The 16,786-nt window shown below is 33.7% G+C and carries 13 protein-coding genes; 3 read left to right on the forward strand and 10 right to left on the reverse strand.

Going from position 1 to position 16,786, the window contains the following annotated elements; translation table 11 throughout:
* Positions 1-815 precede the first annotated feature (815 nt).
* Both F0000_RS20260 and F0000_RS20265 read right to left on the reverse strand, forming a co-directional pair.
* Positions 816-1,715, reverse strand: coding sequence for a GTP-binding protein (locus tag F0000_RS20260; protein ID WP_149626550.1), 900 nt, complete (start codon positions 1,713-1,715; stop codon positions 816-818).
* Positions 1,716-2,413: 698 nt separating this feature from the next.
* Positions 2,414-3,706 (reverse strand): M12 family metallopeptidase, encoded by a 1,293-nt coding sequence (locus F0000_RS20265; RefSeq protein ID WP_223148927.1) that lies wholly within the window; start codon positions 3,704-3,706, stop codon positions 2,414-2,416.
* Between the two features lie 607 nt (positions 3,707-4,313).
* On the opposite strand from F0000_RS20265, the gene F0000_RS20270 reads away from it, so the two are divergent.
* Complete coding sequence (locus F0000_RS20270; RefSeq protein WP_255452821.1) at positions 4,314-5,144, forward strand: DMT family transporter; 831 nt, start codon at positions 4,314-4,316, stop codon at positions 5,142-5,144.
* A 108-nt stretch (positions 5,145-5,252) separates the two neighbouring features.
* On the opposite strand, the gene F0000_RS20275 is transcribed toward F0000_RS20270, so the two are convergent.
* Entirely contained in the window at positions 5,253-5,762 is a 510-nt protein-coding gene (locus F0000_RS20275; RefSeq protein ID WP_149626551.1) for an acyl-CoA thioesterase, read from the reverse strand.
* Positions 5,763-5,955: 193 nt separating this feature from the next.
* Entirely contained in the window at positions 5,956-6,948 is a 993-nt protein-coding gene (locus F0000_RS20280; RefSeq protein WP_149626552.1) for an SPOR domain-containing protein, read from the reverse strand.
* 226 nt (positions 6,949-7,174) lie between these two features.
* Here F0000_RS20280 and dprA point away from each other — a divergent pair, with 226 nt between their 5' ends.
* Positions 7,175-8,278, forward strand: coding sequence for a DNA-processing protein DprA (gene dprA / locus F0000_RS20285; protein WP_149626553.1), 1,104 nt, complete (start codon positions 7,175-7,177; stop codon positions 8,276-8,278).
* Here dprA and F0000_RS20290 read toward each other — a convergent pair whose 3' ends face one another.
* The 5 genes from F0000_RS20290 to F0000_RS20310 form a co-directional block, all read right to left on the reverse strand.
* On the reverse strand, positions 8,279-10,483 hold the full coding sequence (locus F0000_RS20290; protein ID WP_149626554.1) for a radical SAM protein: 2,205 nt from the start codon (positions 10,481-10,483) through the stop codon (positions 8,279-8,281).
* Between the two features lie 333 nt (positions 10,484-10,816).
* Positions 10,817-11,062 (reverse strand): Ada metal-binding domain-containing protein, encoded by a 246-nt coding sequence (locus F0000_RS20295; protein ID WP_149626555.1) that lies wholly within the window; start codon positions 11,060-11,062, stop codon positions 10,817-10,819.
* A gap of 4 nt (positions 11,063-11,066) precedes the next feature.
* Complete coding sequence (locus F0000_RS20300) at positions 11,067-11,780, reverse strand: 2OG-Fe(II) oxygenase (protein WP_149626556.1); 714 nt, start codon at positions 11,778-11,780, stop codon at positions 11,067-11,069.
* Between the two features lie 12 nt (positions 11,781-11,792).
* Positions 11,793-12,641 carry a methylated-DNA--[protein]-cysteine S-methyltransferase gene (locus F0000_RS20305; RefSeq protein WP_149626557.1) on the reverse strand — a complete coding sequence of 283 codons (849 nt, stop codon included), beginning with the start codon at positions 12,639-12,641 and terminating at the stop codon, positions 11,793-11,795.
* 191 nt (positions 12,642-12,832) lie between these two features.
* Positions 12,833-13,534, reverse strand: coding sequence for an SGNH/GDSL hydrolase family protein (locus F0000_RS20310; RefSeq protein ID WP_149626558.1), 702 nt, complete (start codon positions 13,532-13,534; stop codon positions 12,833-12,835).
* 199 nt (positions 13,535-13,733) lie between these two features.
* Between F0000_RS20310 and F0000_RS20315 the strand changes: the two genes are divergently transcribed.
* Complete coding sequence (locus F0000_RS20315; protein WP_149626559.1) at positions 13,734-15,329, forward strand: arylsulfatase; 1,596 nt, start codon at positions 13,734-13,736, stop codon at positions 15,327-15,329.
* 440 nt (positions 15,330-15,769) lie between these two features.
* On the opposite strand, the gene F0000_RS20320 is transcribed toward F0000_RS20315, so the two are convergent.
* Positions 15,770-16,408 (reverse strand): hypothetical protein, encoded by a 639-nt coding sequence (locus F0000_RS20320; RefSeq protein WP_149626560.1) that lies wholly within the window; start codon positions 16,406-16,408, stop codon positions 15,770-15,772.
* Between the last annotated feature and the right edge of the window lie 378 nt (positions 16,409-16,786).

Raw genomic sequence — 16,786 nt, forward strand, 5'->3', positions numbered from 1 at the left:
ATTATGATTTATGAATTGATTTCCTGCTATAATCAAGTGGGGAAGGGAAAATTGGCCTGATTATTATTACCAGATATTTCTGATACTAGAATTAAATATATTTGTGACAAAATATATTTGATTCCTTTAAACTGAACACTATTAAAACTTGGGGAAATTTATTTTGTTTATCCTCTATGTTCTATGAGGCTAAATTAATTATGATGTAAATTTATATGATTAGTTTTTAAATATATAGGGGGATTTAACTGTTTTTTGTACAGGTAAAATATCCGTATAAATACTGTTGTATTATCGCAAGCTTGTTTTTAGTTTTACTTGTATTTTAGCTTATAAATTTGTGATTTCGTAAGATGCAATTAATGTCACAACCTACGTTGGCAAATAACATCTGCGATTTACGATCAAGAAAGATAAAAACTTCTTTTTTACCCGGATAAATAATCTATTAGATGGAATTCCTATCCCTGTTACTATTCATCTAAAAGTACTATCGGTACACTTGTTTACAGTAGTCTGCTATTATTTGAGATGTGTTTACGTAAGACTTTTAAGTATCAATGTGGTTGGTAGTAATGTAGAAGTAGTATTGTGTGTAACAGATTTACTAAAAGAAGAAAAAGAGTATCAGTCGAAAAAGATGTAGCATTCTTAAAAAATATAAACTAATTAACCTAGCTATCGACGACATAATATATAATAAGAGCTATATGAGACAAGAGGTTTATGAACGGTTCTATTAGAGGTTTAGGGGTGAAGCTCCCCTTTCCTTACTCAGATACAGTGTTTTAAATTCATTTTTTGGCGCCTTGATTCTATTGTAATACGCACATTTTGATTGCTTTTTCAAGTAGTTCAGGTTCACTTCCAGGGCCAATAGTTAGCAATTTTGATCCGGTTATTGGTATTCCCCTAAATGGTCTGACAAATACTTCGCCATTTGGTGTTCGCTCAAAATAGGTATACGCCTCTTCATTTCCAATTTGAGTACAGCCTTTTACACGAAGGATCCCCTTTGGAAGTGCATCACAAATATCATAAATGCAATTCGAATTTGGCAAGTTTGGTAGATCAGAAGAGCAAGAAGACCAATGAGTTTTGAGGTGCTCAAATTGTTGAGCATTGTTTTTGGATGGAGAAAGTTTAGGGATAAGAGAAACATCAATCTCGTCCATGTTTATAATTTCTGCTAATGGGTTGAGTTTATATAGTTCCTCAATTACGAAGGTTACCCTGTCTGATGGCATATCTTCAATATGCGTTAATACAATCAAAGAAGATACCTGAATCTGATTTGCTTCAAGTTCATTATGCTCTCCTCTTTTTTGCCAATTTTTTACATCAACGACTGATATTTGAATAGGAGGCAGAAATCGATCATTGAGACCAACTCCAAGAAAGCTCATAAGTGAACAAGCATCAGAAGTACCGTTAGCTTCAATAAGCGTAATTCCCTTAGTTCGCTTAGGAACTCTATTGACAAAATCTCTAAGTTCATTTATACCACTACAACAAATACAACTGCCACTAAGTGCCTTGATTTGTTTAGGCTCTATTTGCTCGATAAATTGTTGGGCATCAAGATTTGCATTTTCATAATCATTGAGAATAATAAAAGGTTTCCAACCTTTATCAATATAGTCGATCATCAAGTGTTTTAATAAGGTTGTTTTTCCTGCTCCCAAAAAACCAACAACTGTAATAATAGCTTCCATATGTTTTCAGTAAGTGTCTTTATTATTTTTTGTATAGACGATACAAATTTTTTTCTTAAAATTCAGACTAAGAGCTTGTTTAAAAACCTTACTTCTTGAAAACAAATATTTTAAGAACCGCGAGCTTACTTCAAATAATTAAAATATCTCGATATTCTCATCATTTGAAGTGTCCTCAGAACCTCAAACTATTGATTTTCAATTTGTATTCTTTTTAAACATACTCTAAGGGTAAAGTTTAACTCCAAATTTACTCCGTTAGCAAAAGAAATTAATAGAGTTTCTTTATAGAGTGACACTGGTCATTCAAAAATAGTTGTTATCGCAAAGTAACAAGGAAAAATCTTATGTTTATGATATTTTGATTTAATACTTTTTGGGTATTTTCTGATTTTTCTGCGAGGGAGTAGTTAATTGGTACTATTTTCGAGAATTTGATGAAATTAGAAGGCTGTCCTAAGCACTTTAAGTGTTATACGATTTATAACTAAAAATTTCGCATATTCATCGTTTCTTTTTCCTTTCTACTTCGTTTAAAAAATAAACCGTAGCTATAGCTATGCTTGATTTTTTTGCCTTGCATAAAGAAAAAATAATTCAATGAATTTATACGAATTTTTTAATCACAAATCGTATTAGTGACAGCCTTTATTTAGATTGTAATATCAGAAACGTTATTTGTGATAATGATTATTGAACTAGTTGTTTACAAAAACTCTTAAATCAATGATTCCATATCCACCTTGTTCCTGTGCCTCAATTCCAGTAATAAATTTTCTATGAGGAGCATTGTATCTTAGAACTCTAGTCGCTCTGGTATTATTAGTTGCCCAAGGAGTTTTGTTTCCGTTTTGACTAATAAGTCTTACATCGATAATTCCATAACCATATTGTTCTCTTACCTCAATCCCGGTAGCATAATCATTAGGGTTGCTAAAAGAAACAGATTTGATATGTCCTCTAGTATTGGTTGTTGTCCACGCAGAAGAAATGGTGCCTCTGGTGATAGCTGCATTAATAACACCATAGCCATATTGTTCTCGTACTTTAATTCCTCTTACCTTACCTTCGATAATCTTTTGACCTTTAGAAGCTCCTCTTCGATTATTTGTTAACCAGGAAGATACATTGGCGTATCTTCTTTCAATACCGTCTATATCTTTTTGAGATAAAGCATTTCTTTGTACGGTATATGTAGATCCGTTTTTTCTTGTAATAGTTGGTTGTCCATTCTTAGAAAAAGCATATGGTCCGTACATCATTATACTTCCGAAATCCAAGGCAGCAGTATACTCATTTCCGTCTGTGTTTTGTTGACCGTAGGTCTCAAAATTAAATGCTTTTCCTCTTTCAATATTATTAAAATTAATGTTTATAAATCTACCTCTATCAGCTCTACTCTGTTCGTGCCATAACCCAATTGCATGGCCAATTTCATGAATGGCGGCTCCTGTAGAACAGCCGTTTGCAAGGGTTATGTTTTGGGCACCTCCCTGTCGCCCGACGTTTGAGGAACATCCGTTACCATTTCTAAAACGGATGAAGTCCCGCTGATTAGTTCTTCTTACAAATCTAAAATCAGTTTTTTGTTCCCAATGAGCAATAGCATCCGTAACTCTGGATTGATTAGGTAAATTCCTGTCTATGGTAAAAAATATAGTTCGATTAGGCCATTTCCATTTATCTAAAGATCGGCCAACACTTTTTTCTTCAATTTCACCTTCAGTATTTGGATTAATTAAAATGTCACCTTGATAAACATAATTTCCATTTATTTCTTCGACAGTGATAGTTTGATTGTTCAGAAGGACTTCTTTTAGATCTCCAGTTTTATTTGGAAATGCTAATTCTTGTGAAAAAATATTTGCTGACGAATTAATTTCGGATACTGGCATAGTGATGTTTTCCTTTTCACAACTTAAGAAAGAGGTAACTAACAGTAGTAATTTGCAAATCAACTTACTAAGATGTAATAATTTTTGTTTTCTCATAATTTTTGTTTTCTAATTTTTAAAGTTTAAGCAAATAAACAATAAAAATTAACTACGAAGATTCCCCTTTTTCAGGGAGTTTTAGATCCCGCTTTTAGGGGGGCAAATCTAAATATTAGAAAAGGATGAGGACATTTAGAAATATTGACAAATTCAAAGACCTACTACCTTAAACTTAGAGCTTGTTTAAAAACCTTACTTCCTGAAAACAAATATTTTAAGAACCGTGAGCTTACTCCAAATAATTAAAATATCTCAATATTCTCATCATTTGAAGTGTCCTAAGAACCTTAAACTATTGATTTTCAATTTGTATTCTTTTTAAACATACTCTTAAAAAAAGAAATTACTAACAAAAAACATAATTAAAATTATCCGATTTGATTGCTATGTTAAAATGGTATTACTTATCAAAAACTAATGCATATGTCGAATTTAATTTTTCATAGAGGATTTAATACCAGAAGAATTGTCTAGAAATCAAAAAAACTTTTCAGAAGTATAATGCTTGTAGGCTTGCTGCGAAATCATTGATCAAAGGTTACAACCTGCCTTTTTCGTAAGTGATATTTATGTACCTTCGTTGAAGAAACAAAAAGATTTTCTTGTGGGTAAGGGAATTGTTTATATGCTTATTGCTGCCTTTGCGTTTGCCTGGATGAATCTGTTGGCAAAATATCTTACTGATTTTCATCCATTACAAGTGGTGTTTTTTAGGGCTTTGGGAACTTTTGTATTTATTTTTCCATACATGATGTATAAGAAGATTCCTGTTATTGGAGCCCATGTATTCTGGTTAAGTTGCAGAGGTCTGCTTAGTTTTGTGTCTCTGGCATTATTCTTTATAGTGATACAACGGATTCCTTTGGGGTCAGCAGTAGCACTTCGATATACAGCGCCTATCTTTAGTGTGATTTTGGCTTATTTCTTTTTAAAAGAAAAAGTAAAAGCTTGGCAATGGTTTAGTCTTTTACTCTCTATTGTTGGTGCTTTTGTGATGAAAGGTGTCGATTTTAGGATTGATGCATTGAGTTTTATTCTTATTATTGGCTCTTCACTTCTGGTAGGAGGTGTTTTTACCATTGTGCGATATTTAGGATCGAGAGAACATTTTCTTACTATTATCAATTATTTTATGGTGTTTTCTATCATAGGGAGTTTATTTTTTATAAAATACTGGCGTATGCCAATGGGGCAAGAGTGGATATGGGTATGCAGTATTGGTATATTGGGTTTAATAGGTCAGGTGTTCTTAACACGCGCTTTCCAATTGGCAGAAACCAATACCGTTGCCCCTATAAAATATATGGAGTTGGCTTATGCACTTGTATTGGGATTTTTCTTGTTTGATGAAAGTTATGACTTTTGGGCCATAGCCGGAATGACATTAGTAGTAGTGGGTATGTTATTAAATGTATGGGTTAAAAGAAAAGGATAAATAGTATTATTCTGAACTTATAGTTTTATGTTTTTTGTACCCTTTAGATATAATAGATATCTATTGAATTATAACAGTAAATTTTAAATCTCAATGATCGAGAAAAAATTAAATAAACAATGCTTTCAATTCGGTGGCATCATCTGGTTTCATTTTACCAGCAAGTACAAGGCTTAGCTGTTTACGACGCAGTGCAGCATCGTAGCGTTCTTTTTCTAATTCAGTTTGTGGTTGAATAGGGGGCACCGGAACCGGATTTCCGTTTTCATTCATGGCGACAAAAGTATATATAGCTTCATTTGCTTTCATTTTATCACCGCTCTGTCGGTCTTCAATCCAAACATCAATTGCAACTTCCATAGATGAAGTAAACGCTCTGGATACCTTTGCTTCTACTGTGACGACACTTCCTAAAGGGATGGCTTTGTTAAATGCTACATGATTTACAGAAGCTGTGACCACAATGCGTCTGGAATGTCTCCCTGCAGCTATGCCTGCTGCTCTATCCATACGAGCCAAAAGTTCCCCTCCAAAAAGGTTGTTTAGTGAATTCGTTTCTCCGGTAAGTACAAGGTCTGTAAGAATCGTTTGAGATTCTGAGGGGTATCTAGCTTCCATAAACATAGTAATTTTTTGGTAAAGATACTGAGGTAGACTAAATTTTCACCATTCTGGTATATAAAACTGTACTGTATATTTCTTACGAACTAGTTACTGTTGTTAGATTTTTATGACAAGCTGAAGATACTATATAATAAACCCAAGGAAATATTATTAAAAAAAGTATTGACAACCAAGTTTGCTTGAAAAATTAAAATTCCTGTATTAGTAACCAGGCACGGCGATCTTGTTCTTTTTTAATGCTCTTTAGTGCTTGCAATGCCTCAAGGCGATTGTCATAACTATCATAAACGACCTGATGTAAACCATATTTGTTAAGACCAATAAGATGTGCATCAAAACCTTGAGCAATCAGTTTTTTAACTTTTTTACTAGCATTTGCCTTTATTCGATAAGCACCAGCGACGACATGAAATTTTTCGGGGGCACTATTGTCTGTAAAATTAGTATCCTCCTCCTTTGTTTTTACAATATTGAGATTGATTGCAGGTAGCGGGTTTGAGATCTCAAAAGTAGCTTGCTGAATTTTATTTTCTATTTCGGTATCAGCTTCGTTAGCTATGGTTGTGTTGTAGTTATTATTTGCTTTGTTTATGCTATTAACACTTAAGAAACCAGTGATACCAATAACTACTACTGCTATTGCTGCATATTTCAGATAAGGTCTTTCCTTACGTTTCTCGGGAGTAAAAGCTATCGGAGTAGTTTTTTCAATAGTTTCCACCTGTTCTTTATAGTCCTCACGTAAAATTGTCTCTTCCCGAATAACAGAAGGAGAAATAAAAGAACTTAACCCAAAAGCTTCAGTCAAATAATTAACTTCTTGCGAGGGTTCAAATTGCAATGTATTTTCTACAGAAGTAAAAAAAGAACCGATGCCGTCTAATTCTACCCTTTTGCCTTGTGCCATTTTATTATTTAGGAACAGGACATATCGCTGAATCTTAGCAACAGCATCCGTATAGGATATATTTTCTACAGAAGCCAAGTAATTGGCAAGTAATCCATCATTATTTTGCAATTGACTATTAAAAGAAATTAGTTTTTGAGGAGGAAAAAAAGCATGTGTTGATTCCTGAATAGTAGCGGATTGACGTTTTGTTAAAAACGCTCCGAACCCTGGTAATATTACACATTCATACCTATATAATAAATCACTTATATATTTTGCAGTAGTATTCATTCCTTTTTTTAATTCCTAATCTTTTATTTATAGTTTATCAACAGGTCAAAAACTTTATTGACTCTCACATTTTGCCTTAAATAAACAAGACACTTAAACTGTTTTACCATTCTCATTTAGAATACCTCAAAGGTAAAAAAAAATGAAAGGGATTGTAACTAAACCTTCTGATTTTATTAACAGTTTTGTTTTTTTTCGTTTCTTGTGCTGACTTAGAATTGATTAGATGACTATTGAAAAACTTATTGCACTACTTACCCTAAAAAAGGTACCAAATCTTGGCGATAGCTCCATAAAAAAATTAATAAGAGAAATAGGCTCTGCAGAAGCAGTATTAAAAGAAAAACCGCAAAACTTACTAAAAATAGATGGTATTGGTACCATAAAAATAAAAGGACTTTATAATGCTGAGCATCGAATTGCTGCAGAAAATGAGTTGAGTTTTATCCAGGATAATCATATTAACTATATGGGGTATGATGAAACTAAGTATCCAGAAAAGTTAAAATATTGTATTGATAGTCCTGTTCTTTTGTTCAGTAGAGGAAATATTAATCTGAGTCATAAAAAAATAATAAGTGTAGTAGGAACAAGAAAAGTGACTAGTTATGGGGTTCGCTTTTGTGAAGAACTTGTTGAAACGCTCGTTCCATTAGATCCTGTAATTGTTTCCGGATTTGCATATGGTATTGATATTACCGCTCAGCGTGCAGCAGTAAAGCATAACCTGCAAACTATAGGGTGTCTTGCACATGGGCTGAATCAGATATATCCAAAAGTTCACAAGAAATACATGCCGGAGATCGAAGAAAACGGCGGTTTCTTCACTGATTTTTGGAGTACAGATACCTTTGATCGAAAGAATTTTCTGGGCCGTAACCGGATTATTGCAGGACTTAGTGAAGCCACTATCGTAGTAGAAAGTGCTGATAAAGGAGGGTCACTGGTCACGGCAGAAATTGCGAATTCTTATAATCGAGAAGTATTTGCTGTTCCCGGCAGGGCAGGAGATCCATTTAGTAAAGGATGTAATACCCTTATAAAAACGCAAAGAGCCCATATGCTCACAAGTGCAGCTGATCTGATCTATATGCTTAATTGGCAAGTAGAAGATGCACAAAAGCCAGTAGTGCAAAAACAACTCTTTGTAGAATTAGAGGAAGACGAAAAGAAAATCTATAATCTTCTTACTAAAAATGGCAAAGAATTATTGGATAGTATTGCTTTACAATGTGAAATACCAACATTTAAGGTAGCTTCATTATTATTAAATATGGAACTCAAAGGTGTTATCAGGCCCTTACCAGGAAAATTATTCGAAATTGTCTGATTACAAAACAAGTAAACCATGATCTCTAAGTGTATCTATTGGTTTTGAGTACCAGAATACTTCAAAAGTATCAAAGGAATTCTCAAAATCCGATTTTAATTGACCGAAAGTAAGTGCGGTAGAATTTTGAGCAATTGATAGCTTTCCTAATGTATGTTGTAACCATTCCCCTTTTTTCTTTTCTATTTTTATAGTATTGCTTTCTTCTGGCGTATGAAAGGTAAGATGAACCATTGTTCTGCTGGTTCCTTTTTTTGATTGAGAAGTGCCGGATATCATTGGTTGTGTACCTAGCCATACAATCTTAGAACTAGGTTTAGGTAAAAGCACGGCTTCTGTCTGGAGATAATTTATAATAAGGTCTTTTTTAATAGTAGTTTTTGGAATTTTAAAATCAAACCAGTTTTGTAAAGGGAGTTCAAAACAAATACCATGCATATAATTAAAAAGAGATTTTTTTAGCCCAAAACTAAACTTACTGTGGTCAATTCCTGTTGTATCTCTGAATTCTACATCATTGTTTGCAAAAGAAATATCCTTATAATCTGGTATAATACCATACCCAGAAGGGTTCAGTCCAATTGGACTGTGAGTGGTAAGCGCAAATTGATGCCAGAACCCTGACTGTATAATACCAAGCTCAAATAGTTGTCGTACCATCTCCAGGCTATCTATTGTCTCTTGTATTGTCTGGGTAGGATATCCATACATTAAATAGGAATGCACCATAATACCAGCTTCTGTAAAATTTCTGGTTACCCTTGCTACCTGTGCTACAGTCACACCTTTATCGATCAATGCAAGCAAACGATCAGAAGCAACTTCTAATCCTCCGGAAACAGCAATACATCCCGAAGCTTTCAAAAGAATACAAAGATCAAGTGTAAAGCTTTTTTCGAACCTGATATTTGTCCACCAGCTTATAGATATTTTTCTTTTAATGATTTCTATAGCAAAAGCCCTCATCAGCGCTGGCGGGGCTGCCTCATCTACAAAATGGAATCCCTTTTCTCCCGTTTGTTTGATCATTTGCTCCACTCTGTCTGCTAGTAATTTTGCCGCAACAGGTTCATAAATTTTGATATAATCCAGAGAAATATCACAAAATGTGCATTTACCCCAATAACAACCGTGCGCCATCGTTAATTTATTCCATCTGCCATCACTCCATAAGCTATGCATAGGGTTTGCAATTTCTATCACAGAAATATAGTGGTCTAGTAACAAATCCGTGTAATCAGGAGTGCCTACTTCACTTTGTTTGTAGTCTTTTTTTGATGAAGAGTTACTATAGATTATCTCCGAATTTTCTCTAAAAAAAGTTCTTTTATATGTCTTGTAATTCTGATTTGATGGAGTAGGAGCGACAATATTGGATACTAATAGTTCTACTGGCAATTCTCCATCATCCAAAGTGATGTAATCAAAGAAATCAAAGACACGAATATCCGTGATGGATCGTAGCTCTGTGTTTGGAAACCCTCCGCCCATAGCCGTTTTGACGGTAGGATATTTCTTTTTAATCCATTGAGCACATCTAAAAGCACTATACAAATTACCGGGAAAGGGAACAGAAATACATACTAATTTTGGTTGTTCTATCTGTAACCTATCTTCCAGAATTCTTAAGGTAATAGTATCTATATAGGTAGGTTTTGTATTCAAGTAGTTGTATAATTCATCAAAAGAATTAGCACTTCTACCCAGACGCTCTGCATATCGGCTAAAACCAAAGTTTTCATCTACGCATTCTACGATAAAATCAGATAAATCTTCCAGATAGAGTGTGGCTAGATGCTTTGCTTTATCTTGTAATCCCATCGATCCAAATGCCCATTCCATATCATCTAATTGTTCAAATCGAGAGGCTTTGGGTAGAAATTGATCACTACAGATTTGCCTGGCAAAGGTTTGGTTTTCTCCTTGTAAAAATTTAATTATAGGATCTATTGTTGTCAGATATGTTGCTCGCAATGCATAGATTCTTTGAGAATTGGATGTTGTCATTCTATTTTGTCTAAAAGCAACTTCAAAAAGTGTAGTAAGCCCATTTTTTGAAAAAAGCGCTAAAATTACTTCAATACCCAAATCCATTTGAAAAGAACTGTAGGTCTTTGTATTCAAAAACCCTTTAAGATACGCTGTAGCAGGATAAGGCGTATTTAATTGAGTAAATGGTGGTGTGATGAGAAGAACGTCTTTCATGAAAAGTATATTATAATCTTATAACTGTCTTATTGCAAAAAAAGCTGACTAAGTGCTGCAATTTATTAAAACCTATCTTAAGACAGCAAGTATTGAAGTGGTTTAAAGCATTCATTATGTAAGAATAGTTTTTTATTCTAAAACATACATCAATTTTGATAAGCAATACCAATTTAATCAATAGAATTCCCCGATGCTCTGCATCGGAGGTTTTAGAGGAAAGTTTGAAAACGGATGGTTTTCATTAAATTGTAAAACTTTCTTCCGTTGAATACCCCTATGGCTCTGCCTCGGGGATTCTTTATTTATAAAAATTTTGAAATGAAATTACGCTCAAATATATCCGTCTTTCCATTTTTTATAGGCTGTTCTCAAACAATGCCCAGAAGGGCGATATCCTTGTGCTTTTGACTGCTGAGCCGAATTGAAGAACACTCGATTTTCTTTTTTCATTCTTTTACCGGATTTACAATGTAACGTTCCGTATATCTTTAATTTACGATTTCTGCCATACAAGATCTCCTGCTGCTTTATTTTTTGATGTAGAACAGTATCCTTTATTTCAATATGTTTTATCATGGGATTAGCTGGTTGCTTCGTGAAATATAATTCCTAAGGTATGTCGTTCACCACTAGTTAGTTTGCTAACGCCGTGTTTTATAGTTCCACGATAATATCCTTTTGTTCCTTTGACCGGTCTGAAATTGGTTGTAAAAATGAGCATATCTCCTTTCTTTGGTCTTAAAACTGTAGCTTTGGATTGTGCTCTTGGCGTCTGTTGTATCAATACAAATTCTCCACCTGTATACTCCTTATCAGGTTCGTTTAAAAATAATACAGTTTGTAATGGAAAATAGATTTCTCCATATAAATCTTGATGTAATGCATTAAATCCATCTTTTTTATATTTTAGAATTAAAGGTGTTGGTTTTAGTTGATTGTGTTGATTACAAAGTGATTGTAAGCCTTCAAATGTTTTTGGAAATGATGTATCAATTTTGAGTGTTTTCATCCATAGATTCGCAATTGGAGCAAGATAAGGGTATGTCGTTTCTCGTAAGGTTTGAATGATTTTTGGAAGTGGATACTTAAAATATTTATATTCTCCAGAGCCAAATCGATGCCGTTTCATGCTCACAGTTTTTCGATATAAACTTTGGGTATCATAATTATTTATAAGTTCCAGACATTGGCTGCCACATAATAATTTTGGAACAATTGCAAAACCACTTTCATTCAAGGATTCTGATACAGATTGCCAGTCGGTTTTTGTAAGTTTGATTGTAAGATCCTCCATGACGGTACATTTTTATGTTGGAGTATTAATTCTGGAAGCTTCCCATCCAATAATAGCAGTTTTGCGAGTCGTTCCCCACATGTATCCTCCAAATATTCCTGTGGATTGAATAACTCTATGACATGGGATCAAAAAAGCAATCGGATTGTTACCAATTGCCGTTCCAACAGCTCTTGATGCTTTGGGTTTTCGAATTTCAGTAGCAATATTACCATAGGTCGCCAAATTTCCCATTGGAATTTTCAAAAGTGTTTCCCATACTTTTAACTGAAAATCAGTACCTTTTAAGTGCAATTTTATTTCATGTATATTGCTCCAATCCTGTGTGTAAATTAAAAGAGCATTTTTTTGAATCTCATCCGTTTGCATATTGAAATTTGCATTCGGAAAACGCTTTTCTAATTCTGAAAAAACATCATTTTTATCATCAGAAAATCCCATATAGCAGATTCCTTTATGAGTAGATGCTACTAATATTTTGCCAAATAAACTTTCTGCATAACTGTAGTTTATAGTAAGGTTTTGTCCTTTGTTTTTGTATTCTCCAGGAGTCATTCCTTCGATTTTGACAAACAAATCATGCAATCTCCCGGTACCAGAAAGCCCAGTTTTGTATGCAGCCTCAAACAAGGTAGATTGCGTAGTATGTAAAATCTCCTTTGCGTATTGAACACTTATATATTGCAAGAATTTTTTTGGACTGACACCAGCCCAATTAGTAAAAAGTCGTTGAAAATGATAAGGACTTACATGTACTTTTTTAGCAATTTCCTCAAGGGTGGGTTGTGTTGTGAAATGCTGTTGGATATACTGTATGGCCTCTGCTATCCGATTATAATTTATGTATTCTTGCTCGCTCATGTTTGTCGAAATTTTATAAATCAAAAGTAGCATTGATTTTATAGTGATAAAATCCGAAACTTGCGCATATTTTTATAAATATCAATGTGTCCAACAAAGTTATGATATAGGGTTCATTTTGGCAGAAAATAAGCTGCTTGTATAAAAGATAGTAGAATTATTAATGTTGAATATGTGTTTTTGAAGTTAAACTATTTTAGAATTTCTTCTGCAACCGGTAGAATTTTTTTTACCCATTCACTATACTGAAACCCACTGGGGTGTAAATTATCAGGAGCTAATGCCATGGGAGCATTTTGGAATGCCCTGGAGATAGTAGTAACATCGATAAAAGAAATATCTTGCTCCAGACATTGTTGTCTTATATACGCATTATATACATTCAGTTCTTTTGCGATGGTAACACTATCGCCAAACAATCCACCACCAAAAGGAGTAACGCCATAATCAGGAATAGAAATCACAATCACCTTATTCTTATTTCCGGCAAGAGATACTGCTGTATTTAGTAATAATGTGAATTCTTGTTGAAATTCTGATAATTCAAGGTTTTGGAATTGATTGTTTACTCCAATTAATAAGGAGACAAGATCATGGGATTCTGGATCTTCCTGTTCAATTGCCTGAATTAGATCACTTGTAGTCCAACCAGTTTTTGCAATAACCGTGAGTTGTGGAATTTTTCTTGTAGTATTCTGTAAAGAATCTCTTAGCTGAAAAGGCCAGCTTTTATTTTGTTCTACTCCTTGCCCAATAGTATATGAGTCTCCCAAGGCTAAAAATGAAAATTTTTTTATTTCTTCTTCAGTAGTCGTATCAACATCAGTATCCGAAGAGCAACAAATAAACAGCTGCAAGAAGAAAATCAATATCCAAATTATTTTTTTACTCATTTGATGAAAACATAAAAGAGAATCGTTGCTGTAAGATACTAATTATTATTAAAACTTTTTTATTACAGACGAATGCACTCTGAGTATGAATAGTCAAATCTGAAAATAACACCTTTTGTTATAGATATATGTCTAAATGTATTAGGGGCACGATTAAAAATATGATAGTTTTATCTTTTAATTCTATTAAAACATGAGTATGAACAATAATTTAAAATGTAATACTACCATAACCTTAGTATTTGCCTTCGCATTATTTTTTGTTAGTTGTAAAGAAGATTCAGAAAAAATTAAAAATGAAGCAGAGATTACTGCATCCGCAACCAAAAAAGAAACCAAACCCAATATTATCGTGATTTATATGGATGATTTGGGGTATGGAGATGTTAGTTTTAACGGGGCAACAGCGTTGAAAACGCCTAATATGGATAAGCTTGCTAATAATGGTGTACGTTTTACCAATGGGTATGCTAGTTCGGCTACCTGTACCCCCAGTCGTTATGCATTGCTTACAGGAACATATCCCTGGAGAAATAAGAATGCGAAGATTTTACCAGGGACAGCACCCCTGATAATTGATACAACGCAAGTGACAATTCCCAAAATACTTCAGGAAAAAGGATACCATACAGGGATTGTAGGGAAATGGCATTTGGGCTTAGGTTTAGGCAAAGTAGATTGGAATACTCAGGTAAGTCCGGGGCCTAATGAAGTAGGCTTTGATTATGCATATATAATGGCAGCGACCCAAGACAGAGTACCTACCGTATATATCGAAAACGGAAATGTGGTGAATCTGGATCCTAATGATCCTATTAAAATAGACTATTCACATAATTTTGATGGAGAACCAACTGGCATAGATAATCCTGAATTATTGAAATTAAAATGGCATCACGGACATAATAATAGTATTGTAAATGGGATTCCCAGAATTGGATTTATGAAAGGTGGAGAAAAGGCGAAATGGATTGATGAAGATATGGCAGATAATTTCCTAAAGAAGGCTCAGGAATATGTCGTGACTCATAAAGAAAAACCTTTCTTTTTGTACTATGCTCTCCAGCAACCGCACGTTCCCAGAACTCCTCATCCACGTTTTGTTGGGAAATCAGGCATGGGACCGCGAGGCGATGTGATTCTTGAAGCAGATTGGTGTATTGGGCAATTTATAGATACCTTAGAAAAAGAAGGCATTTTAGAAAATACGCTTATTGTTTTTTCTAGTGATAATGGTCCTGTACTCAATGATGGTTATTATGACGATGCGGTAGAAAAAATAGGAAATCATAAACCGGCAGGAAACTTAAGAGGAGGAAAATATAGTTTGTTTGAGGCAGGTACCAAAGTACCATTCTTTACTTATTGGAAAGGGAAAATAAAGCCACAAGTCAGCGATGCACTTGTTTGCCAGATGGATTTGTTATCATCGTTGGCAAAATTTGCCGGGAGTGATATACGAACCAAAGACAGTGAAGAATTAATGGAGGTCTTTTTAGGGAATTCTAAGAAAGGAAGAGAAGCATTAATTGTAGAAGCAAACTTAAAAACTGCCTTGCGTAAGGGTGATTGGGTGATGATTCCACCATATGATGGAAATAAAATCAACACAGAGGTAAATATCGAATTAGGGAATGATTCAAAATTTCAGTTGTATAACATAATGGAAGATCAGAGACAGACAAATGATTTAAGTGAGTCACATAAAGAAAAGCTATCAGAAATGATGACTGTATTTGAAGAAATTAGAGGGGAAGAATATACTAAAAATGTAAAACGACTTGAACTAAAGTAATGTGAATTTGATGATGCGTCAGTTTGATTGAAATTATGATAAGAATTTTATGTCAAAACAGGCTTTTGAGCTTAAAAACCTATTCTCGATACTCAAAGAAATCAATGAGACTTGGCATCAGAATAATAAAAAGGAGTCAACACGTCTGGTAGTGGTTTGTCGTAGCGATAGCGGAGAGAAATTGTATCGAGACTTCAGGGGGTAGTATTGATCGCATCTCAATACACTGCTCCTTATTCCGTAGCACTCGAATTGATGGTTTTATCTTCTATCTTCTACATTAATAGCCTAACTAAGAGTTGTTATTATAATGGATAGTCTATTTTTTAATTGAAAACGAAAAAGAGTAGAGCTATCTTGAAATAAAAATAATCAAGATAGCTCTAAACATATTATGTATATAATAGATTTCTTATTAAGGGAATAATTGAATTATCAAATTAATCACCAACACAAGATCTGAAGGTGTCCATTGCTTCTGATCCACAACTTACGTAAAGGGATCCTGTTTTAATGATACCTATAAAAGTACCTGGCCCATTATCAAAAAAGTTAGAAATAGTGTTTTCTAATAATGTGATGGCGTAATTTGTTTCACAGTTAAACTTAGAATCACTAAGATCTAAATTACAATCTTTGCTTTGTAGCGATTTTCTTCTATCTACCATTTGTCTCGTGATTTCGTCAGAGATCGTGCTTTTAATAGCATCTTCTGTCATCTGATCATCAGACGCTTTTAATTCTTCCAGAAATGTATTTACACGATTTTGCATTACAAAAAGTGTTTTAGCAACTAATCCTGCATCTGCAATATTAGCCATTTCTAATTCAGCTAATAAAGAGTCATAACTATAATGAATAGGAGGAGATGCATCTCTGGTAATATTAAATCCTTGTTGGTTACCTAGTAGTAAAGATATGTCATTGGTAAAAGAAAGCTGTTTTTCAACAAAATCTTTGAGTAAAGATTGATTGATTTCCTCTTTTTCATCTTCTGTAGATTCCTTGGTACAAGCGGTCAAAAAGATACCTAATGAAAGCACTAAGATGAAAGTTCGAAAAGAGTATAATGTATTCATAACTAAGAGATTTGAGTGTGAATAGTTTTGCAGGTTTTAATTTTTGTAGGCAAACCTATTTTAGTAGTCAAAATTAAAAAAATAGAAAAATAGAAGCTAAGAATTTAGCTCTAAACTATTGTTTGTAAGGATTGATCTAGTATTCGTTATGAATTATAAAGTAATAGATTTCACTTACGTATTATTCAAGTAAAAAAAGATTGCTTTTACTGGAGTATTACGCATTGAAAAAAAACAAAAAGAAGCTGAAGATGAGAGTGTAAATATAACCTTGTCTGAATACTAAATTTTTAATTTACACATTATTCAGATAAGATGACAAAGACAGAACAGCAAGAATTAGAAAAGAAAGCTCTAGAACAGTTTATGACTGGGAAG

The sequence above is a fragment of the Aquimarina sp. RZ0 genome, assembly GCF_008370685.1.
GTDB lineage: Bacteria > Bacteroidota > Bacteroidia > Flavobacteriales > Flavobacteriaceae > Aquimarina.